The sequence below is a fragment of the Rhodococcus globerulus genome (genome assembly GCF_019334125.1).
Taxonomy (GTDB): Bacteria; Actinomycetota; Actinomycetes; order Mycobacteriales; family Mycobacteriaceae; genus Rhodococcus_F; species Rhodococcus_F globerula.
Map to the genome: position 1 here is coordinate 480,353 of NZ_CP079698.1, position 20,439 is coordinate 500,791.

The 20,439-nt window shown below is 60.3% G+C and carries 18 protein-coding genes; 16 read left to right on the forward strand and 2 right to left on the reverse strand.

The genetic code is table 11. The features are described 5' to 3' along the window. The first annotated feature begins 19 nt into the window (after positions 1-19). The 4 genes from KYT97_RS02175 (at position 20) to KYT97_RS02190 (ending at position 3,844) form a co-directional block, all read left to right on the forward strand. Positions 20-886: an amidohydrolase family protein gene (locus KYT97_RS02175; protein WP_219111664.1), complete on the forward strand. Its 867-nt coding sequence runs from the start codon at positions 20-22 to the stop codon at positions 884-886. A gap of 49 nt (positions 887-935) precedes the next feature. Next, positions 936-1,520, forward strand: a complete 585-nt coding sequence (locus KYT97_RS02180) for a TetR family transcriptional regulator (RefSeq protein WP_084702864.1) — start codon at positions 936-938, stop codon at positions 1,518-1,520. Between the two features lie 323 nt (positions 1,521-1,843). Then, positions 1,844-2,692, forward strand: a complete 849-nt coding sequence (locus KYT97_RS02185) for an SDR family oxidoreductase (protein WP_092808263.1) — start codon at positions 1,844-1,846, stop codon at positions 2,690-2,692. A gap of 63 nt (positions 2,693-2,755) precedes the next feature. After that, complete coding sequence (locus KYT97_RS02190; RefSeq protein WP_230590163.1) at positions 2,756-3,844, forward strand: alpha/beta fold hydrolase; 1,089 nt, start codon at positions 2,756-2,758, stop codon at positions 3,842-3,844. Positions 3,845-3,882: 38 nt separating this feature from the next. Here KYT97_RS02190 and KYT97_RS02195 read toward each other — a convergent pair whose 3' ends face one another. Further along, positions 3,883-5,505 carry a flavin-containing monooxygenase gene (locus KYT97_RS02195; protein ID WP_219111665.1) on the reverse strand — a complete coding sequence of 541 codons (1,623 nt, stop codon included), beginning with the start codon at positions 5,503-5,505 and terminating at the stop codon, positions 3,883-3,885. A gap of 113 nt (positions 5,506-5,618) precedes the next feature. On the opposite strand from KYT97_RS02195, the gene KYT97_RS02200 reads away from it, so the two are divergent. The 11 genes from KYT97_RS02200 to KYT97_RS02250 all read left to right on the forward strand — a co-directional run bounded on the left by KYT97_RS02200 (position 5,619) and on the right by KYT97_RS02250 (position 18,251). Continuing rightward, complete coding sequence (locus tag KYT97_RS02200) at positions 5,619-6,236, forward strand: TetR/AcrR family transcriptional regulator (protein WP_033234697.1); 618 nt, start codon at positions 5,619-5,621, stop codon at positions 6,234-6,236. 100 nt (positions 6,237-6,336) lie between these two features. Next, on the forward strand, positions 6,337-7,314 hold the full coding sequence (locus tag KYT97_RS02205; protein WP_230590162.1) for an alpha/beta hydrolase: 978 nt from the start codon (positions 6,337-6,339) through the stop codon (positions 7,312-7,314). After that, the gene (locus KYT97_RS02210) at positions 7,307-9,040 is read left to right on the forward strand and encodes an N-acyl-D-amino-acid deacylase family protein (RefSeq protein ID WP_219111666.1); all 1,734 of its coding nucleotides are present in this window, start codon (positions 7,307-7,309) and stop codon (positions 9,038-9,040) included. Before KYT97_RS02205 ends, KYT97_RS02210 begins: the two co-directional genes overlap by 8 nt. A 40-nt stretch (positions 9,041-9,080) precedes the next feature. Continuing rightward, a complete protein-coding gene (locus tag KYT97_RS02215) occupies positions 9,081-10,694 on the forward strand; it encodes an ABC transporter substrate-binding protein (RefSeq protein WP_219111667.1) in 1,614 nt (537 codons plus the stop codon). A gap of 112 nt (positions 10,695-10,806) precedes the next feature. Further along, a complete protein-coding gene (locus tag KYT97_RS02220; RefSeq protein WP_219111668.1) occupies positions 10,807-11,790 on the forward strand; it encodes a DUF2332 domain-containing protein in 984 nt (327 codons plus the stop codon). Between the two features lie 68 nt (positions 11,791-11,858). Further along, entirely contained in the window at positions 11,859-13,100 is a 1,242-nt protein-coding gene (locus KYT97_RS02225; protein ID WP_245005994.1) for an MFS transporter, read from the forward strand. Continuing rightward, positions 13,097-14,308, forward strand: a complete 1,212-nt coding sequence (locus KYT97_RS02230; protein ID WP_219111670.1) for an LLM class oxidoreductase — start codon at positions 13,097-13,099, stop codon at positions 14,306-14,308. The genes KYT97_RS02225 and KYT97_RS02230 overlap by 4 nt, the downstream gene beginning before the upstream one ends. Beyond that, positions 14,305-14,685 (forward strand): MerR family transcriptional regulator, encoded by a 381-nt coding sequence (locus tag KYT97_RS02235; RefSeq protein WP_095886150.1) that lies wholly within the window; start codon positions 14,305-14,307, stop codon positions 14,683-14,685. The genes KYT97_RS02230 and KYT97_RS02235 overlap by 4 nt, the downstream gene beginning before the upstream one ends. Before the next feature lie 87 nt (positions 14,686-14,772). Next, positions 14,773-15,198, forward strand: coding sequence for a DUF7144 family membrane protein (locus tag KYT97_RS02240; protein ID WP_033234969.1), 426 nt, complete (start codon positions 14,773-14,775; stop codon positions 15,196-15,198). 134 nt (positions 15,199-15,332) lie between these two features. Then, on the forward strand, positions 15,333-16,538 hold the full coding sequence (locus KYT97_RS02245; RefSeq protein WP_219111671.1) for a DUF2254 family protein: 1,206 nt from the start codon (positions 15,333-15,335) through the stop codon (positions 16,536-16,538). Between the two features lie 342 nt (positions 16,539-16,880). Then, a complete protein-coding gene (locus KYT97_RS02250) occupies positions 16,881-18,251 on the forward strand; it encodes a cytochrome P450 (protein ID WP_219111672.1) in 1,371 nt (456 codons plus the stop codon). Between the two features lie 6 nt (positions 18,252-18,257). Here KYT97_RS02250 and adhP read toward each other — a convergent pair whose 3' ends face one another. Next, positions 18,258-19,298, reverse strand: a complete 1,041-nt coding sequence (gene adhP, locus KYT97_RS02255) for an alcohol dehydrogenase AdhP (protein ID WP_172935399.1) — start codon at positions 19,296-19,298, stop codon at positions 18,258-18,260. 329 nt (positions 19,299-19,627) lie between these two features. Between adhP and KYT97_RS02260 the strand changes: the two genes are divergently transcribed. Continuing rightward, a complete protein-coding gene (locus tag KYT97_RS02260; RefSeq protein ID WP_033234692.1) occupies positions 19,628-20,422 on the forward strand; it encodes an SDR family NAD(P)-dependent oxidoreductase in 795 nt (264 codons plus the stop codon). Positions 20,423-20,439: the final 17 nt, after the last annotated feature.

The following is a 20,439-nucleotide window of genomic DNA, read 5'->3' on the forward strand; positions in this document are numbered from 1 at the left end:
CGGCGGAGGAGTCGCAGGTATGGCGTCGTACGAGGACATTCCGATCATCGACACTCTCATTGGCTTCCGTGAAGCCGGTGGGCACGAGTACGACTTCATCACTGAGCAGACCAAGGACCGGGAAAGTCGGGAGTCGTTCGAGTTTCCGGCCGAGTACATGTTCAAAGGTGTGCCCAAGGAATTGCCCACCGACGACCCGGTGTCGGTGACGTTGCGTGAGATGGACAAGCACGGTATCGAGATCGGTATGGTTACCGTGGCGACAGAGTCGGGTAGGACTGCAGTGCAACGGTTCCCCGACCGTTTTGTGCCACAAGGCTCCGCTGTGGACCCCAACGACATCATGGGCACCCTGTCGACAATGACGCGTGAGTACGAGGAATTCGGCATCAGATCGGTGAGTTCGTTTGCCGCGGGCACCTTTCCGCAGGTGGCTCTCAACGCGCCCCAGATGTACCCCGTCTACGCGAAGTGCGTCGAACTCGATATCCCGATCTTTGCGTGCGCAGGTATCGCGGGGCCGCGCTTGAAATCTGCTGTACAGCATGTGGAACTCATCGACGACGTGATGTTCGATTTCCCCGATCTGGTGTTCGTCACCAGGCACGGCTGTGAACCGTGGGAGGAATTGGCAGTCAAGCTGATGCTGAAGTGGCCGAACTTGTACTACTCGACGTCGGCTTTCGCGCCGAAGCACTACCCCAAGGCGATAGTCGATTACGCAAATTCGCGTGGCGCCGACAAGATCATCTATGCGGGCTACTTTCCGGCCGGCTTGACGTTGGACCGCATCTTCGCAGACATGCCGCATGTGCCGTTCAACGAGGATGTGTGGCCGAAGTTCCTGCATCTGAACGCCCGCAAGGTTCTGAAGTTGAAGGAGTGATCGCACGGTGACCGATGCATCTGTCGCCTTTCCGCTGAACCCAGACGACATGACGACGTCCCAGCTCGAACGTCGTAAGGCGCTCACCGACACTGTCATCGAGATGCTCGCCGATATGAGCCCGGACAAGGTCCAGATGCGCGAGGTTTCCGAACGGTCGGGCGTCGCGCTCGGAACGGTGTACCGCTATTTCCCGGCCAAACAGCAACTCTTGGCGGCGTCGATAGTTGCGTGGAACGACATCCTCGCCGATCGGCTTGCACGTGAACAAGCGAGTGGACGTGCGCGGTATGGCGGCCACGACTCAGTCCTTGATCGAGTCCTCGACCTGTATCGCCGCCAGATGAAGGCATTCCACCGCAGGCCCCACTTTGCGCGGCTCGAGGTCGACATGCAGACGTCGGACGACCCTTACGTTCGGGACACGATGGACGAGCGAGCCGCCGCCAACCGCTCGGTGATTTTCGGACTGATGGACGGAGTCCCGGCTGAGTTGGCTCGTCTGGCGTCGCTTTCCATTGGCAGTGTGATGCTTAATTCGTTGATCTTGTGGACCACTGGTCGCATCGGCTATCCAGAGGCGCTGCGCAATGTGGAGGAGATCTGTCGACTGGTCTTGCGCGATTACTCCTAGAGATGCGTCGTTTACGGGATCTGGGGAATCGGGTCCGGTGGATAGGGGTTGGGCGGCGTTGGAGTCGGGGGTACCGGCGGTGGCGTCGGCGGTACGGGTTCCGGCGCTGGCGGGATTGGTTCAGGCACGGGGTTCGGCGGAACCGGATCGGGCCCGGTACCCGACGGGGTGTTGTACGCCAACGCAAAAGGATCGATCATGCCAGTCGTGTTCCCCAATACTCCGTTCGCAAACCCTGAGCTGGCTTTCGGGTTTCAGCGTTGGACTCGCCGGGTAGCTGATCGCTGGCAGCGCGAACAGCGGCACAACGAGAGAGGCTTGTGATGAGTGAGCATCCGCGCGAGCGAATCGAATACCCCGGGCACACCAGCGACATGAGTGAAAAACCCCACGACGAGATGAACGGTTACGTCGGGCGGGGCCTGCTCGACGGCAAGCGTGCGTTGATCACAGGTGGCGATTCCGGTATCGGAAGGGCTGTGGCTGTTGCATTTGCCAAGGAAGGAGCCGATGTCGCGATTGCCTATCTCGAGGAAGACGCCGACGCACATCACACCGCCGCACTTGTTGCGCATCAAGGCAGAAAGTGTCATCTGATGCGGGGCGACCTCGCGGATCCGTACCACTGCAATGATGTGGTCGGGCAGACGGTGGACGTGCTGGGAGGCTTGAATATCCTCGTCAACAATGTTGCCTACCAACAACCGGTCGATGACTTCGTCGAGCTGTCGGACGAGCAGTGGCGTCGGACCTTCGCGGTGAACATCGACAGCTATTTCCACGTCAGTAAGGCAGCGGTTCCCCATCTGAGAGGCGGTGGGTCGATCATCAACACGGCGTCGATCAACGGCCTGCGCGGAAATAAGAGCTTGATCGACTACTCGGCGACCAAGGGGGCCGTCATTGCGCTGACGTACTCACTGTCCCAGTCGTTGCGTGAGCGATCGATTCGCGTCAATTGTGTTGCCCCTGGCCCGGTATGGACGCCGCTGATACCAGCGACATTGGACAAGGACAAGGTGGAGTCTTTTGGTCAACAGGCACCGTACGGGCGGGCAGCCCAGCCGGACGAGATCGCACCCTCGTACGTGTTCTTTGCCTCGGAAACTATGTCGTCTTATTACTCCGGGGAGGTGCTTGCGCCGATCGGCGGAGAAACGCTGCCCGGTTGACGGCAAATTCCGACAATTGCCTTCTGCCTGATCTCCAGAAGCGGCGTCGGCTAGGTTAGTCGTGTGGGGGACACCAGGGGAACTGATCCAATTGTCGTCGAGCCGCAATCGCAGGAGCAGGTCGGTGATTCGACGGGCCGCAAGCCGCGGCGGCGATTCCTTCGCGTGGTGCGATGGATCTGCGTCTCCGTGCTCGCGATAGTTGTTGGTGCTGTTGCGATCTCGACCATCAATCATCGGTGGCAAACTCCACGGGACAAGCAAGCCATCGAGGCGCTGATCGGTCCCTCGCACCGTTACGTCGAGGTGGACGGACATCGGATGAGCGTTGCGATTCAAGGCTCCGGCCCACGCACCATCGTCCTCATGCCAGGTTTGGGTACTCCTGAGCCGATCCTCGATTTTGCGCCCCTCGCGCGACGCCTCGCTGAGGCGAACACGGTGGTTACCGTCGAAAACTTCGGGTTGGGACTCAGTGACGGCACAGACGCACCGCGAACCAGCGAAGCAATCGTCGACGAGACCCGTTCTGCGCTGAGTGCCCTGGGGTTGAACGGACCCTATGTTCTTATGCCGCATTCCCTTTCCGGTCTGTACGCGATGTGGTGGGTTACCAACCATCCTGACGAGGTGGCCGCGGTAGTAGGAGTCGACGACGAGCGATATACGTCCGAACTTGCCGAAGGTGCGCCGGAGTGGCCGGGCTGGATGTCTACGGTCACGGCGCTCGGCGGGGTACGGGACTTGATCTACTTGGATATGAATACCGATTACTTGGGGCTCGCGGCCGACTACCGAGAAAGTCTCGGCGACGCCGCCGAATATACCCCTGAGCAGCAAGAACTCTATTTGCGTTCCTACTCGTGGGTATTGAATTCAACGATGCTCGCCGAGACCGCGCACGAAGCTGAGAATGTACGAGGCGTCGAGGGCGCTACCTTGCCTCCGACTATGCCGGCCATGTCTATTCTCGCGTCGTCGTCACTCACAGCCGACCCGGAATGGGAGTCGTCGCACCGCGCGGCAATTACCAACCCGTCGATTCAACGGGTCGAAATATTGGACGGCCACCACTACCTGTTTCACGCAAACGCGTCCGAGATTGCCGACATGACCCAGCAGTTTCTGGACGAACACGTCCAGCCTCGGTGAGCAAGCAATTCAGGACGTAGCGCCGTCGCTATACACAGCTACGCGAGTTCGGGGGTCGTTGTGAACCCGCGGTAATTGTCGGCGGCGATTTGAGTACAGAGGTTTCGATAGTTTCCGACGCCGCCGATATATGGCATGAAAATTCTTGGTTTACCGGGAACATTGGCGCCGAGATACCACGAATCCGCTTGCATATAGAGACTATCCGCGGCAATGGAGGTCACGTGGTCTACCCACTGCTCTTGAGCGGCATGGGTAGCTTCGGCGAACTGCGTGCCGACGCGGCGCATATGGTCGATGTAGTCCACTACCCACTCGACGTGCTGTTCGATCGAGACCACGACGTTGGACAAGACCGAGGGGCTGCCGGGTCCGGTGAGGACAAACATGTTGGGGAAGCCCGCAACCGCAACGCCGAGATACGTGCGTGGCCCAGCCGCCCAGGTCTCGCGTAGTGCTATGCCATCGCGCCCGCGGATGTCGATGGCGTTCAACGCGCCGGTCATGGCGTCGAATCCCGTGGCGTAGACGATCATGTCGAGTTCGTGCAGTCCCGCTGAGGTCTGGATTCCCTCGGGCACAATGTGCTCGATCGGTGCGGCGCGGAGGTCCGCCAGCGTGACGTTGTCGCGGTTGAAAGTCTCGTAATAGTCGGTTCCGATGCACAACCGCTTCGAACCCAATGGATACCCCTTGGGGCACAGTGCCTCTGCCGTAGTGGGATCTTCGACGGTGTCGCGGATCTTCGATCGTACGAATTCAGCGGCGGTCTCGTTGGCGTCGACGCTGATCATGATGTCGCCGAAGGTGTTCTGGAAGGCGATTCCGCCGCCGGCCCAGCGGCTCTCGTATTCCTTGTCACGGACTTCCGGCGCGGTTTCGAGTGCCAGCCCGACGGGCGGCGGGAGAATCCAGCCACCGTGGGATTCGCGCAGGTTCTGGCGGCGGGTGGGGTAGTCGGCCTTGATCTCGTCGAGTTCGTCGGGTCCGAGTGGCCGGTTGCGCGCTGGGATGACAAATCCCGGGGTCCGCTGGAATACGGTGAGGTGTTCGGCCTGCTCGGCGATGAGCGGGATCGCCTGTACCCCGGACGATCCGGTACCGATGACGCCCACGCGCTTACCCGTGAACTCGACACCCTGAGACGGCCAGTGTCCGGTGTGATGGACCTCGCCGCGGAAATCCTGCTGGCCGGCTAATTCTGGCATTCGCGCGGATGAGAGTGCACCGGTTGCCATGACGACCCACCGACCGGTGACAGAATCTCCGTCGTCGGTCGTGATCGTCCACAATCCCGCCGTTTCGTCGAAATCGGCTGATGTCACACGAATTCCGAATGTGATCTCCTTGCACAGGTCGAATCGATCGGCGACGTGCTCGAGATACGAGAGAATCTCAGGCTGCGCGGGGAAGCGTTCTGTCCAGATCCATTCCTGCTGAAGGTCGTCGTCAAATGAATACGAGTAGTCGGCGCTGTCGACATCGCACCGGGCGCCGGGGTAGCGGTTCCAGAACCAGGTTCCGCCGACGCTGCTACCTGCTTCGAACCCTCGAACGGAGAGGCCTCGTTGCCGAAGGCTGTGCAGCGCATAGAGGCCGGCGAATCCGGCGCCCACGACAATTGCGTCGCAATCTGGAGTCTGCGGAGGGTTGTTCAGCATGGGGACTGCCTCGATTCACGGTGAGGGGCGGGGACGACGGGATGTGCCAGTAGCATCAGTGCAGGCTGTGAGTACGCCGCACGCTGTTCGGATGTAACGGGAGGAATGCAAACGTGGACGCAGGGCCCAACGACAGGCCGGCGCAATTGGATCCCGCGTCGTTGCCCAAAGGTCAACAGGCGCGGCGCCAACACATCATCGATGTCGCCGGCGAGTTGTTGGTTGCGGACGAGTTCGAGCGCATCCAAATCCGTGATGTTGCAGAGGGTTCCGGCGTTGCGCTCGGAACTGTATATCGGTATTTCACGTCCAAGGAGCACCTGTATGCGGCGGTGTTGCGAGACTGGTCGGCGACGGATCCGATCAAGCACGGAAACCCGGTTGATACGTCGCGCTCGCCCGCCGAGCGGATACGGGTGCGCTTGCACCACTCGGTCCGTCGGTTCGAGGAGTATCCGAGTTTTCTTCGTCTGCAAAGCACACTCAGACAGTCGACGGATCCGATCGTGTCCGAGATCTTTGCCGAATTCTCCGACCAGGTGCTGATCTCGTATCGCGCGCAACTTGCCGATCTGCCCGCGGGCGACGCTGCGGACATCGTGTCGATTGTGACCGCTGTGTTGACTCATCAGTTGGTACTTTTCGGATTGGGACGTCAGGAAGCCGCCGAGGTTCATCGACTGCTCGATCGCACTGTCGACATGATCTTTTCGTTGAACGGCACGGTCTGAGCGAAGGCGGCGTTCGACGCTCGTAAACACAGCCGCACGCCGACTCGCGATTTTGATGTGACCGTTGTCATATTCACAGACTAGAGTTAGATTCTAGTTCATGACAAGCGGTGTGCAGGAGCGAAGTGCGTTGGATCCGGCATTTCAGGCCGTCGCGGACGCGGCGTCGGGGGCAGGGCTTCCGCCGATGGTTGAGCTGTCTCCAGCGGATGCGCGTGAGCGGATACGAGGTGCGCTGCAGGCCTGCGCACCTGGGCCCGAGGTGGCGTCGATCGAAACGCATGCAGTAGGTGACGGGGTTTCGGTGCGGATCTACCGGCCGGTGGACGAGACACACGCCGGTACCGTCGTGCATTTCCATGGCGGAGGTTGGGTCACCGGGGATTTCGATTACGCGGACCCGATGTGCCGGCTGCTCGCCGAGACTGCTGGCGTCCCGGTAGTGAGCGTGGATTACCGGCTGGCACCGGAACACCCGTTCCCGGCCGCCGTGGATGATGCGTTGACGGTGCTGCGCTGGGTCGCTTCAGAATCCGAAGGGCTGGATCCACGGATTGTCGTCACGGGTGACAGCGCCGGCGGCAATCTCGCAGCGGTGAGCGCGCAATTGATGCGGTCCGATGACGCCGTCAACCTTTTGGGGCAGGTGCTCATCTATCCGGTGGTGGACGCCGATCTGACGCGGGATTCCTACGTCGCCAACTCAGGAGTGTTCCTCGGTGCGCGGGAGATGGGATGGTTTCTCGATCATTACTGCCCCGACGTGGACGCCCGGACCTCTCCCGATCTTGCACCGATTCGCGCTGCGGACCTGTCCGGGCTGCCGCCGGCCGTCGTAGTTGTCGGTGGACACGATCCATTGCTGGACGAGGGCCTCGAATATGCCGAGCGGCTGCGCGGTTCCGGGGTGCCCGTCGAGGTGCAGCACCTCCCAAGCCTGCCGCACGGATTTCTCCAGTTCACGGCTGTATCGGCGGCTGCGGCAGCGGCCGCTGCCGCAGTCGCAGCAGCAACAGCGCGTTTGTTCGAAGGCGTTGCCCAGCAGTCCGATTCGACGGAGGCAGTAGACCATGCATGATCTGGTGATTCGCGGTGGGACCGTTGTGGACGGAACGGGCAGCGTGCCGCGGCGGGCAGACGTGGCTGTCGACGGCGGCACGATCACCGTCGTCGGTGTGGTACCCGAGGCAGGGCGTCGTGAGATCGACGCGTCCGGAAAGCTTGTCGCCCCCGGGTTTGTCGACATCCACACGCATTACGACGGACAGGTCACGTGGGACACGTTGTTGACACCGTCGTCGTTGCACGGCGTCACCACCGTGGTGATGGGTAACTGTGGAGTTGGCTTTGCACCCGTCAAACCCGAGCAGCGCGACTGGCTGATCAGCTTGATGGAAGGCGTTGAGGACATTCCCGGAAGTGTTCTTGCTGAAGGGATGAGCTGGAACTGGGAGTCTTTTCCCGACTATCTCGACGCGATCGATACGCCGCATGCCATCGACTTTGCCGCGCAACTGCCACACGGCGCACTTCGCACGTATGTAATGGGGGAGCGCGGAGGTGACCATCTGGCCCGGCCGACCGACGCTGAAATGGACCGGATGCGTGACCTTGTTGCCGAGGCAGTCGAGGCTGGTGCGCTCGGTTGGTCGACGTCGCGGTCTGCGGTGCACAAGACGTCTGCCGGCGAGCCGACGCCCAGTCTGACGGCGTCTCGGGAGGAGTTGACCGGGCTGGCACATGGTCTGGCGAAGGCAGGGGCCGGTGTCATCGATTTCATCTCCGATTTCATGGACGAACCTGAGGAGATGGAGTTTGTCAGCGCCATAGTCGAGGCAGCGCAGCGGCCGATGTCCGTGTCCATCGTCCAGAGTGACCGGGCGCCGGACAAGTGGCGGTCACTACTGGATGGGCTGGCGGAAGTCTCTGCGCAACAGAATATTTCGATCACCGGCCAGGTGGCACCGAGAGCTGTCGGAGTCATGCTCGGCTGGGAGCTGAGCTGGCATCCGTTCATGGCGTATCCCAGCTATGCGGCACTCGCGGATCTTCCTCGCGAGGAGAGAGTGGTGCAGCTGTCCCGCCCCGAGGTCAAAGCGGCCCTTCTGGCGGAGAATCCGGTATCGGACAGTGAGTTCGTGCAGAGACTCTCGACCAAGTTCGAGAGCGTCTACCTTCTTGGCGACCCGCCCAACTACGAACCGGGACCGAATGATTCGGTCGCTGCGCTTGCTGAGCGTTCCGGTGTGTCGCCGGTCGAGGTTGCCTACGATGCGATGATGGCGCAAGACGGTCGTGGTCTGCTGTATTTCCCGATGCTCAACTACGCGGGTGGGAATTTGGATGCCGTCCGCGAGATGCTCGCTCGGCCGGATACCGTGCCGGCGCTCGGTGACGGTGGTGCGCATTGCGGCGCTATCTGCGACGCAAGCTTTCCGACAACACTGCTCACGCACTGGGGTCGTGACCACCGGAACCCCGAATCATTGTTTCCCATCGAGTGGTTGATCAAGCGGCACACCGTGGACACAGCCGCGGTGGTTGGTCTACTTGACCGCGGGCAGGTACTGCCGGGGTACCGGGCGGACCTGAACGTGATCGATTTCGACCGGCTACAGGCTGACCAACCGGAAGTGCTGTACGACTTGCCAACCGGTGGTCGTCGGTTGATGCAAACCGCGACCGGCTATGTCGCAACTGTTGTCGCGGGTGAAGTTGTCTTCGAGGAGGGCGAGCACACCGGCGCCCTACCAGGACGACTGGTGCGTGGCGCTCGGCCGATTCCCGAATCAATCACGCGCTGAACGGTATATCCTCCCGAACACCCTAGGAAAGAAGGTCTACATGCGTCGTAGTTCATTCGCTCGTGCCGCGACCACGTTCACTGCTCTGGCGGCGGCGACAATGCTTGTTGCAGGCTGTGCCGGCGGCGGATCGGGTTCGGAGACCGATACGTCGGACGTGACGACCGGACTGGTCGGCGATCAGGGGGACGGAGGTGAACCGACGTCTGGTGGAACGCTGTCCTTTGCGACGTACAACGGCGTCAGCAGCCTCGATCCAGCCGACCGGCAGGATGGCGGTGCGACCGGCGGCAACGAAATGGCCGCGATCTACGACCTCCTCGTGCGGTACGACCCCGAAACGAAGGCGTTCGAACCGCAACTCGCACAATCGCTCGAAGCCAACGGGGACAACAGCGTCTGGACGTTGACGCTTCGCGACGGAGCGAAATTCAGTGACGGGACACCGGTGGACGGCGCCGCGGTGTTGTGGAGTATCAACCACTATCTGGAGAAGAAGGGGACTCACACCCAGGTGTGGAAGGCAACCGTTGCCGACGTACAGTCGCCCGATCCGGCTACCGTCGTCTTCACGTTGAAGCAGCCGTGGAACGAGTTCCCGATCATGTTCACCACCGGTCCCGGGATGATCGTGGCACCGTCGTCGATGACAACAGGAGCATTCGCGCCGATCGGAGCGGGCCCCTTCGTCGTCGAGAAGTTCGCCTCTCAGGATGAATTGGTGCTCGCGGCCAACTCCGCGTACTGGAACGGCAAGCCGAATCTCGACACATTGCGCTTCCCAGCGATCGTCAGTGAGCAGGCCAAACTCGACGCCCTGCACACCGGTGGTGTCCAGGCCGCATACCTACGAGGCGCAGAGGTTGTTCATAACGCTCTGAGCGCGGGAGACGTGGGATACGTCTACACCGTGAATATGGGCGGTGTCGGCAACATCAATCAGCGTGAGGGGCGAGCGGCGTCCGACGTCCGGGTTCGTAAGGCGATCGTGGCGGCATTCAACCCCGATACGTTCAACGAGCGGGTCGAAGCCGGCTACGGAATGCCCGGCAGCGATATGTTCCAGTCGTGGTCGCGGTGGCACGGATCCGTCGCCGGAAACGGGTACGACCCCGAGGCTGCAAAGAAGTTCCTGGGCGAAGCCAAGGCGGACGGATACGACGGCAAGCTCACCTATGTGGGCTTGAACGACCCGGCCACCCAGCGCAGTGCGCTGGCGTTCCAGGCAATGCTGCAGGCCGTCGGATTCACGGTCGAGATCGTGTACACGACCAGCATCAACGACCTCGTGAAAACCATGTACGCCCAACATGATTACGACATCGGGTATGCAGGCTTCAACGTGCTCGACGAATCGCCGTTCGTCCGGATGTACGGCAACCTGTACAGCGAATCGTCGTCGAATGTGATCGGGTACAAGAACGCGACCATGGATTCCCTTCTGATCGAGATGCAATCGGCGCCGACCGACGAAGATCGCACGAAAGTGATCGAGAAAATCCAGACCCTTGTCAACGAGACGGCTCCCATGCTGGTCGTCAACACGGGTAAGTACTTCATTCCGTGGAGCAAGAACGTCTACGGAATCACGCCGAGCGCCGACGGCATCATGCTGTTCGGAAACGCTTGGATCACACCTGATTCGACGTCGTAGGACAGCGAGATGCGGGGCCGCTCAGTGGGGAATCCACTCGGCGGCCCCGTCGTTCTTGTTCAGCGTGATCGAAAACCTTCCCGAACCCCACCACGTTCGGTAGACATCGATGGTGGACACTTCGCTCTGGTACCGATCATTCGCGGAAGTGGAAGCGCGAGGAAATTCGGCGATCTACGAGGACTGGGGTTTCAGGGTCTCACAGGACCCAGCGGTCCTCGCCCTCATCGATCGACTTCCAGAACCCCGACGGCAACCGAACCTGGTCTTCGGCGCCAGCCGTCATCTCGGTGCCCCGATAGCTCCGTACGAGTCGTTTCGTCGGTGGGTGAGTGCGCACTGGTTCGAGGTCGAACAACTCGCACGCACCCGGACTACCCAGACCAACGAAACGGGTCGCGACGCCGTGCTGCTTCCCGTCCTCGGACTGTTGAAGGGTCCGTTCGCCCTGATCGAGGTCGGCGCGTCCGCTGGCCTGTGTCTGTATCCGGACCGGTACAGCTACCTCTACGACGGCAACCGGTATCTGCATCCGGTAGACGGTCCGTCCACGGTGCTGCTCGAATGTGCGACGAACGGAAATCCGCCGATTCCGCAAAAGGCCCCAGAAGTGGTGTACCGGGCGGGCATCGACCTCAATCCACTCGATGTGACCAACGCCGACGACATGAGTTGGTTGGAGAGTCTCGTGTGGCCCGAGCAGGAGCATCGCAGACAGCGATTGCGAGACGCTGCCGCCCTCGCTCGAGAGGATCCGCCACATCTGATTCGCGGTGATCTCAATTCCACCATTGCGGACCTCGTCGAGCAGACACCTCGAGGCACAACTGTGGTGGTCTTTCACAGTGCTGTTCTCAGCTACCTCGCCCCGTCGGATCGAGCGGCGTTCGTGGACACTGTGGGTTCGCTTCCATGTCACTGGATTGCCAATGAAGGGGTCGGAGTCCTTCCGGCCATCGACAACCGGTTGACGACGTCAACGCAGACGCGTCGCGGTAAGTTTGTCGTCTCTCTCGACGGTGTACCTCATGGGTTAGCCGGTGCCCATGGCCAGTTTCTCGACTGGACGAACGAAACTCACACGGCATCACAATGATTGACTCGCGATCCGATACGCGTGGAATGCTTGACCCTCACATTGATGTGAGGGTTGACAATCGGTCCATGGCAGATGACATCGCTTCACAGCAACAAGTTCTCGGCACCAACCAACGTCTTCCGGACAAGCTTCCGAGAGTCCCGCTACTGGCCTTGTTCGCGTGCGTCTTCATCACCAGCCTGACGGAGACTCTCCCGGCTGGAGTGCTACCCGCAATCAGTGACAGTCTCGATGTCAGTGAATCCGCTGCCGGGCAGACGATCATGGTCTACGCGCTGGGAACGGCGCTGACGACGGTTCCCTTGGTTGCAGCGACGGCGTCGTGGTCCCGGAAAGTGTTACTGCTGAGCGCGATTCTCGGGTTTGCGGTCGCCAACACCGTCACCGCATTTTCTTCCGACTATGTTCTGACGATGACCGCTCGCTTTGCCGCGGGAGTTGCTGCGGGGATTGCGTGGGCGTTGCTTGCCGGGTACGCCAGAAGTCTTGCCCCGAAACATCTCGAGGGCCGCGCCATCGCGGTGGCTATGGCAGGAATTCCGCTGGCTCTGGCGTTCGGCGTTCCGTTCGGAACATTCTTGGGAAACGCCGCCGGGTGGCGTGTGCCGTTCTATCTCATGTCGGGTCTGGCTGTTGCGTTACTCGTTGCGATCGGGTTGACAGTTCCGGATCGTCCTGGCCGGCCGCGAAACCGGAAACAGCGGAGCATGTTCGGGGCCGCACGAATCCCCGGTGTCGACGCGGTTCTGATCGTGACCTTCACTGTGGTGTTGGGGCACACGATCATGTACGCGTACATTGCCCCGTTCCTCGAGGCGATCGGTATGGGAGGCGATACCGACCTCATTCTATTGGCGTTCGGAGTGGCATGCCTGATCAGCATTGTTGTTGTAGGTCAACATATTCACACGAAGCTTCGGACCTTCTCCGTGGTCAGTGCCGTCTCGATTGCAGTTGCCGCAACCGTTCTGGCCGTCACTACCGAGGATTCACTGCTCGTCTATGTCGCTGCCGCAATATGGGGCCTGGGGTGGGGAGGAATTCCGACTCTGCTGCAAACGTCGGCAGCGGTTGCCGCAGGCTCGCATGCAGACGACGCTCAGGCACTTCTTACAACGCTGTGGAATGGTGCTATGGCTGCAGGAGCGGTGTTGGGCGGAGTTCTACTGACCCTCAACGGCGCTCGATCTCTGCCGTGGTGGACGGTGACACTCGCCCTACTCTCCGTAGTGATCATATTGACCGCTCGCGGTGGCGGGTTCCGATCTCCCGCACACATCCATCAGGAAGATCAGGTTCACATATGAACGCACCACAGTCCCACCGCTTACCCATAATCGGCATCGCTTTGGAACCTGCCGGATGGCATCCAGCGGCGTGGCGACTACAGGGTCACACGCCGGCCGAACTGTTCACTGCTCCGTATTGGTTGGCGTTGTTGCGTGACATCGATGCATCCGTCGTAGATTTCGTGACCTTCGAGGAATCGATCGGGCTTCAGTCGTCGGACTTCCGGGCAATGGACTGCAAGGAGGACCAGGTGCGCGGCCGACTGTCGCCGGTCGCGCTGACCGCGCTGGCCGTATTCGGAACACAACAACTTGGCGTGATCGCCGCGAGAAACCTCACCCACAGCGAGCCGTACGGTATCGCCACCGAAATAGCATCGCTCAACGTCCTGAGCGGAGGCAGAGTCGGGCTTCGTGCCCAGATCACTTCGCGAAGCATCGACACACATCATTTCGTCCGCCCGCAGCCCGTTCCGGACCTGAAAGAGTCCGACATTTACTTTCCCGAGAAGATCGGAACCCGACTGGCGCCAGTTTTCTCGAAAGCCACCGAGTCGATTGAGATACTCCGAGCACTGTGGTCGACCTGGACGGAAGACGCACTCTCAGACGGGACGGACGGACGATTCGTCGATGTCAACAAGATCTCGGCCCAGCCAATCACGACCGCGACCTACGACATCGCAGGCCCACTCGGCGTCCCGGTCACCACGGATATGCAACCCGTCGTTCTCGCGCTGGCACATCACGCCCACGTGCCCTACAAGTTGGCGACCGCGGCAGCTGACGTGATTCTGGTGACGCCGACTCCGAGCACGAACGGGGTCTCCATCGGCGACGTATTGAATGCTGTGGACTCTGAATGCACTGCAGTGCAACGAGACTTGATCGCTAGACCGCTGACTACTCTGGTGGATCTTGTCGTCTTCCTCGGTGCGACTCGCCACGAGGCAGTGACCATGAAGAGGTCACTCGACGAACTGTCAGGCGCACCGTATTCGTCGGACACCGAAATATTTGTCGGTTCGGTGGGTGAACTCGTCCGTCGGATCGAAGAGCTTGTGGCAGCTGGTGCAGACGGTGTGCGACTACGGCCGGCGGTGAACGGCTCGGATATCCCACTCGTCCTTCAGCAACTCGGCTTAGTGTTCGGATCGAATCGCCTGACCGGCACGCTGCGTGAGCGCCTGCACCTCGGTTCGCTCGAAACATCCTCAACTACATGAAGATAGGCGAGCTTTCGACGGCCACGCGGGTATCTCGGCGGCTGTTGCGCTACTACGAGGAACAAAGCCTGATCGCTCCGAGACGATCCGAAAACAGCTACCGGGACTACGACGAACGTATGGTCGATCGGGTTTTCCAGATACGAGGGTTGTTGGAGATGGGATTTCCGACGCGAGTGATTCGGCAGATCCTTCCGTGTCTGGATCAAGAACGCGTCATTCATATGAATGATGTAACACCGGAGATGCTGGCGATGCTCGAGGCGGAAGCGTCCGGGCTGGACGAGAAAATTCGCTTTCTGGTCAAGAATCGGGACGCCATCCGTGAGTACATTACTGAAGTACAGCAGCGGCATACCGTTCCAACCAATACATGAGTGTGGGTTCACCCGTTCGGGGTGATGTTCGCCCTACTGAATCTCGGGAAACTGTTCACACGCTATTCTGCCGATGAAGGGGACGTCATGACTGCTCCGAACCAAGCTCCCGCGAACCATCCTGTCCGACAGGGCTTTGCGATTGGTACTACGGTAGCGGCGGCTGCCCTGCTGTTTGTCGCAGGTGTCGTTGCTCTCCTGCAAGGTATCGCTGCTCTCGCCGACAACAATATCGTAGTGGTCGGAACCAACTACGCGTTCAAATTCGACGTCACGACGTGGGGTTGGATACATATCATCCTCGGAATCATCGGCATTGCGGTGTCGTTGGGGCTGTTCGTGGGACAGACATGGGCCCGCGGGATGGCCTTTGTCATCGCAGCGCTCTCGATCGTGGCCAATTTCCTGTGGCTGCCGTACTACCCACTGTGGTCGATCGTGATCATTGCGCTCGATGTCGTGGTGATCTGGGCAGTTGCGACCTGGCGGCCAGACGCTACAAAAACGATCTGATCAGCTCACCGGTGTACCCCAGATCCGCCTCATCGGCTCGTCGGGCATCTCGAGGGTTGCGGTATCACGCCAACAGCACCAGGGGGCGGGCAATGCTCGAGAGTGAGCTTCGATGACTTCGAGCGGATAGGGCGATGAGCAAGCCGGTCGAGCATGGATTTCTTCGCGGACGCCGTCGGTGGCGAGCGGGGTTGAGCCAGCTTGTTTCGATCTTTGCCGGTGTGAGTTTGGGTCTTTTGATGCCACTCGTCGAATTCGGGCCAACAGTCCCAGCCCGCCAGGTGACCGATATGTTGGTTGCGGTAGGGCTGGGATTGCTGGGTTCCATCGCGGTTATATTCTCGTTGCTGTTTCTTGTTGTACAGTGGGCAGCAACAACTTTCACACCCCGGCTGACGCTGTTCCGCGACGATCCGATCGTGTGGCGAACCTTCGCTTTCGCGGTGGGGCAGGCCGTATTCTCCATCACCGCAGCACTCGCCATCGGCAACCGCGCCCGAGTTTCCGTGGTCGTTCCCATTATCGCGGTACTACTCCTGCTCGCCATGCTGGCATTTCTGCGAGCGCTTCAGATTCACTCTTTTGCCGCTATCCAGCTGGCACCGGTTCTGAAATCGATAGGCAGTCGGGGCCGCGCAGTCCTTGGCGCGTACTACAGCACGAGGGGTTCGGAATCACCGTCACCGCCATTGGCGCTGCCTGCCGATCACACAACCATCGTATGGCCCAACCCGCCAGCCGTGCTGCATGAGATCATCATCGACGATTTGCTCGAGGCAGCGACCGTTGCTCAGGTAGTCGTCGTTCTTCAGGTCATGCAAGGCGATACACTGCTGTACGGTGCGTCCGTTGCCGACGTACATCGTGGGTCACTCTCGGCACCAACATTTCTCGATGCTCTGGTCACTCGCCACGAACGCACATTCGACGGTGACCCGTTACTCGCGCTCCGGCTCTTGGCAGACATCGCTCTGAGAGCCCTGTCTCCGGCCGTCAACGATCCGGCCACCGCGGTGCAAGCTCTAGACGAAATCGAAGATCTGCTTACCCGCGTGGCGTCTGTCGACACTGCGCCGACATACATCACCGACTCTTCCGGGCACGTCCGAGTAGTGCTGTCTCGCCCCACTCTGGACGACTATGTCCAGATCGGGCTCGATGACGTGATCGCCAGCGCCACTACGTCACCCATGACCGTCGATCGGCTCCGCGCACTGTTGATGCGGCTTACGACCCACTGCCGACCCGAACATGTCGCGATGCTCGAAGCCCGACTCAACCGGATCAACGGTCTTGACGGTCCTGGGTCGCCCTTCGATACCGTCGGAAAATCTCAGTGAGGCCGGTCGAACGGTGGATACGTGAATTCGACGTAGTGCGATGCAGGGGATTGAGGGGTTCGCGATGATCGCAGGTGGTTGGATCTGGTTCCTTCCGTTGCCATGGGAATGGCGAATTGCGCTGTCGAAAGCCATCCCATGCGAACTCGGTGGTACACAGTGCTATTGATGCACTGAAATGTCGATAACTGACTGACTCTTCGCACGAGAGGGCCGTCGGCACCCGACGGAATCCAGCGGCTTCATGATGTCGGTAGCAGTCTTGGGTCTCGCGAAGTGGGTGTCACCGAGCTGCCCCGTAGACTTCCGGCGGATGTCAGTGCCAACAGCCAGGAGTCGTCAGTGAGCATCGAAGTTCCGCCCCACCCTCCGCGGCGAGTGCCGATTCTCGGCGACATCATCGGGCTGGACCCCGTCAAGCCGATGCAGAACACGGCACGGATTCTGGCGTCGCTCGGTCCGATCTACCAGCGTCGAATTCTGACAATGCGATTGAGCTTCATCGGCGGGGTCGACCTGGCCGAGGATGTGAATGACGAAAAGCGCTGGCAAAAGAACCTTGCCCGGCCGCTACGTCAGCTGCGGCCGATTTCGGGTGACGGATTGTTCACAGCCGAAAATGACGAACCGAACTGGTCCAAAGCTCACGCGATCTTGATGCCCGGCTTCACACAAGCGGCGATGCGCAGTTATCACGACACCATGCTCGATGTCGTCAGGGAGATGGTCGGGGCCTGGGACCATGCCGATGCTCCCGTCGACGTGTCCGAGGAGATGAGCAAACTGACCCTCGAGACAATTGGCAGAGCAGGATTCGGCTATCGATTCAATTCCTACGATCGCGAGGATATCGATCCGTTTGTGACGGCGATGCTCGGAGCTCTGGAATACATTCAGCAGAAGGGCCTCCCGATTCCGGGCCGGGCATTATTCGACCGCCGACGCCGTCGCCGCCACACCGCGGACGTCGAGTATCTGAACGCGGTGGTCGATCGAGTTGTCGAAGATCGGCAAGTGAACAGTGCCGATCGACCTGACCTCCTGACCTTGATGCTGGAGTCGGTCGACCCGGACACCGGGGAAAGGCTTGATCCGGTCAACATCCGCTACCAGATCTTGACCTTCCTCGTTGCCGGCCACGAGACCTCGGCCGGCGCTTTGTCTTTTGCGCTGTGGCTGTTGTCCCAGCATCCCGAGGAAGCCGTAAAGGCTCGGGCGGAGGTTGACGCGTTGTGGCCGTCCCGGGAGATTCCGGCGGTCGAGTTCGATCAGGTGGGAAAGTTGCGCGCGGTACGGCGAGTGCTCGACGAAACACTTCGGCTGTGGCCGACGGCTCCGGGATATTTCCGCGAAGCCAAGGAAGACACTCTCCTCGGTGGGAAATACGCCTTCAAGAAGGGCGACTGGGTCATGGTTGTCCTGCAGCGCGTCCACTGCGACAAAGCCGTGTGGGGCGCGGACGCAGACGAATTCCGCCCGGATCGCTTTCTTCCCGAACAAGTCAGGGCGCGGTCCGGTGCCGCATACAAACCATTCGGCACCGGACCACGTGCATGCATCGGACGCCAGTTCGCGTATCACGAAATGCTCATGGCACTCGCAGTGATCCTGCATCGTTACGACTTCACAGCGGACCCGTCCTACGAACTCGAGGTTCAGGAGCAACTCACGATGCGTCCGCGAGGCTTTGCCCTGACGGTTACTCGTCGCTAGTTCAGTTCAGGACTTGCCTGCGGTGTAATCGAGGACGATACGGCCGTCGATCTGACCGGCCTCCATGTCGGTGAAAATGCTGTTGATGTCCTCGAGCTTCCGAAGAGAATAGGTGGGTTTGATCAGCCCCCTGGCGAAAAAGTCCACAGCTTCGGTCATGTCCTTACGGGTACCGACAATCGAGCCACGCACAGTCAATCCCAAGAGCACTGTGGTGAAGATGTCGAGGGGGAATTTCTCGGGTGGGAGCCCGACCAGGGAGACGGTGCCGCCGCGGCGCAAACTGCCGACCGCTTGGGGGAAGGCGTGTGCGTTGACGGCTGTGACCAGTGCTCCGTGAACTCCGCCGCCGGTGAGGGCGCTGATGGTTGCGGCAGGATCATCCACTGTGCTTGCGTTGACGGTGTGTTCGGCGCCGTGTTTGGTGGCGAGTTCCAGTTTGGCGTCGTCGACGTCGACGGCAACCACGCGGAGCCCCATCGCGACGGCATACTGCACCGCGATGTGTCCGAGGCCGCCGATTCCGGAGATCAGTACCCATTGCCCTGGTCGTGTGTCGGTGACTTTCAGTCCTTTGTAGACCGTGACACCGGCACACAGGATCGGACCCACCGCGGAGAGATCAACCCCGGCGGGAATGATCGGCGCGTAGCGGGAGTCGACGAGCATGTACTCACCGAATGATCCGTCAACCGAGTAGCCACCGTTCTTCTGGTTGGGGCACAAGGTTTCCCACCCGGTTTCGCAGTACTCACATTCTCCGCACGCACTCCACAGCCAGGCGTTGCCGACAGTGTCTCCGACGCTGATCCGGGTAACCGACTCGCCAACCGAGATGACCGTCCCGACGCCTTCGTGGCCAGGGACAAACGGTGGCGACGGCTTGACCGGCCAATCGCCGTGCGCTGCATGTAAATCGGTGTGGCAGACACCGGAATACTCGACGCGAACCAAAGCTTCGAAGGGGCCTGGTTCCGGGACTTCGATATCGTCGATCGTCAACGGTTCGGTGAACGAATGTACAACCGCAGCTTTCATGGTGCCCATATCTGCACTACTCCTCGCATCAGTCGACTACTTCACGGGACGCAGAGTTATGGCTGGCGTGCGTCCGTCTTCATCATGGTCCCTTTCGCTCTGATGCGCGAAGGTTCGGGGAGAATCCCTGTGCGCAACACTGTGGCATGACTGCGAAACGCGCCTGCTTGGCCCGTTGGCGGTGTACGGCTATGCCTTACAACAGTTTCAAGTATCGCTGGGGGATCAGTTGCCGACAAACGTCGTTCCGTCCCGGTCAGCGGGCTGGGCGCTCTCGCTCCCCGAGCGGGCTCTGCACTATGACAGGCAGCCATTACACATGACGAGGTAGGAGAGCAATGGACATCGCGAAGTACGGGCCGTGGGCAGTAATTGCAGGTGGATCGGAAGGCGTGGGAGCGGAATTCGCCACCCAGTTGGCCGATCAAGGTTTCAACTTGGTGCTGTTGGCGCGCAAAGAAGGGCCACTCGCGGAAGCAGCTGATGCCAGCCGCGCTCGAGGCGTCGAGGTTCGCACGCTGTCGGTTGATCTCCTGGCTTCGGATGCACTTGATCGCATTCGGCAGATAACAGATGACATCGACGTCGGCTTGTTCATCTACAACGCGGGAGCCAACACCTACGGTCACGAATTTGCCACCGGCGATCTCACTCGATTTCAGTCCGTCATAGATTTGAACATCACCAGTCAACTGCTGCTCGTCCACCACTTCGGAGGTCGGCTCCGAGAACGCGGACGTGGTGGAATCTTGCTGGTGGGCTCGCTGAGCGGCTATTTGGGCTCGGCCCAGATCAGCGTTTATTCGGCGGTGAAATCTTTCTGCAGAACTTTCGCCGAAGGGCTGTGGCTCGAGATGCAAGACCATGGCGTGGATGTGCTCGAATTGGTTCTCGGCCTCACTCGAACCCCGGCTATGGCCCGCGCAGGTTTGAACATGGACACACCGGGCCTTCGCATTTCGGACCCTCGCGATGTTGCCGCCCAAGGGCTTGCGAATATCGCCAACGGTCCCGTCGTGGTGGTGAAAGAGCACGAAACGGCGGCAATCAGAAATAGCGGCCACAATCGGGCCGAGTTGCTTCTGGCATCCCAGGCTGCGGCACGAAAGCTGCTTCCCCCGCCAACTGTCTAACCGCGGTTCATATCCGA

Excerpts from the sequence above, each read along its gene's own strand:
- KYT97_RS02230 (WP_219111670.1), top strand. The coding sequence starts at position 13,097 with ATGAACGCACCACAGTCCCACCGCTTACCCATAATCGGCATCGCTTTG.
- KYT97_RS02215 (WP_219111667.1), top strand. The coding sequence starts at position 9,081 with ATGCGTCGTAGTTCATTCGCTCGTGCCGCGACCACGTTCACTGCTCTG.
- KYT97_RS02245 (WP_219111671.1), top strand. The coding sequence starts at position 15,333 with ATGAGCAAGCCGGTCGAGCATGGATTTCTTCGCGGACGCCGTCGGTGG.
- KYT97_RS02195 (WP_219111665.1), bottom strand. The coding sequence starts at position 5,505 with ATGCTGAACAACCCTCCGCAGACTCCAGATTGCGACGCAATTGTCGTG.
- KYT97_RS02175 (WP_219111664.1), top strand. The coding sequence starts at position 20 with ATGGCGTCGTACGAGGACATTCCGATCATCGACACTCTCATTGGCTTC.
- KYT97_RS02235 (WP_095886150.1), top strand. The coding sequence starts at position 14,305 with ATGAAGATAGGCGAGCTTTCGACGGCCACGCGGGTATCTCGGCGGCTG.
- KYT97_RS02240 (WP_033234969.1), top strand. The coding sequence starts at position 14,773 with ATGACTGCTCCGAACCAAGCTCCCGCGAACCATCCTGTCCGACAGGGC.
- KYT97_RS02185 (WP_092808263.1), top strand. The coding sequence starts at position 1,844 with ATGAGTGAGCATCCGCGCGAGCGAATCGAATACCCCGGGCACACCAGC.
- KYT97_RS02225 (WP_245005994.1), top strand. The coding sequence starts at position 11,859 with ATGGCAGATGACATCGCTTCACAGCAACAAGTTCTCGGCACCAACCAA.
- KYT97_RS02260 (WP_033234692.1), top strand. The coding sequence starts at position 19,628 with ATGGACATCGCGAAGTACGGGCCGTGGGCAGTAATTGCAGGTGGATCG.
- KYT97_RS02210 (WP_219111666.1), top strand. The coding sequence starts at position 7,307 with ATGCATGATCTGGTGATTCGCGGTGGGACCGTTGTGGACGGAACGGGC.
- adhP (WP_172935399.1), bottom strand. The coding sequence starts at position 19,298 with ATGGGCACCATGAAAGCTGCGGTTGTACATTCGTTCACCGAACCGTTG.
- KYT97_RS02180 (WP_084702864.1), top strand. The coding sequence starts at position 936 with ATGACGACGTCCCAGCTCGAACGTCGTAAGGCGCTCACCGACACTGTC.
- KYT97_RS02205 (WP_230590162.1), top strand. The coding sequence starts at position 6,337 with ATGACAAGCGGTGTGCAGGAGCGAAGTGCGTTGGATCCGGCATTTCAG.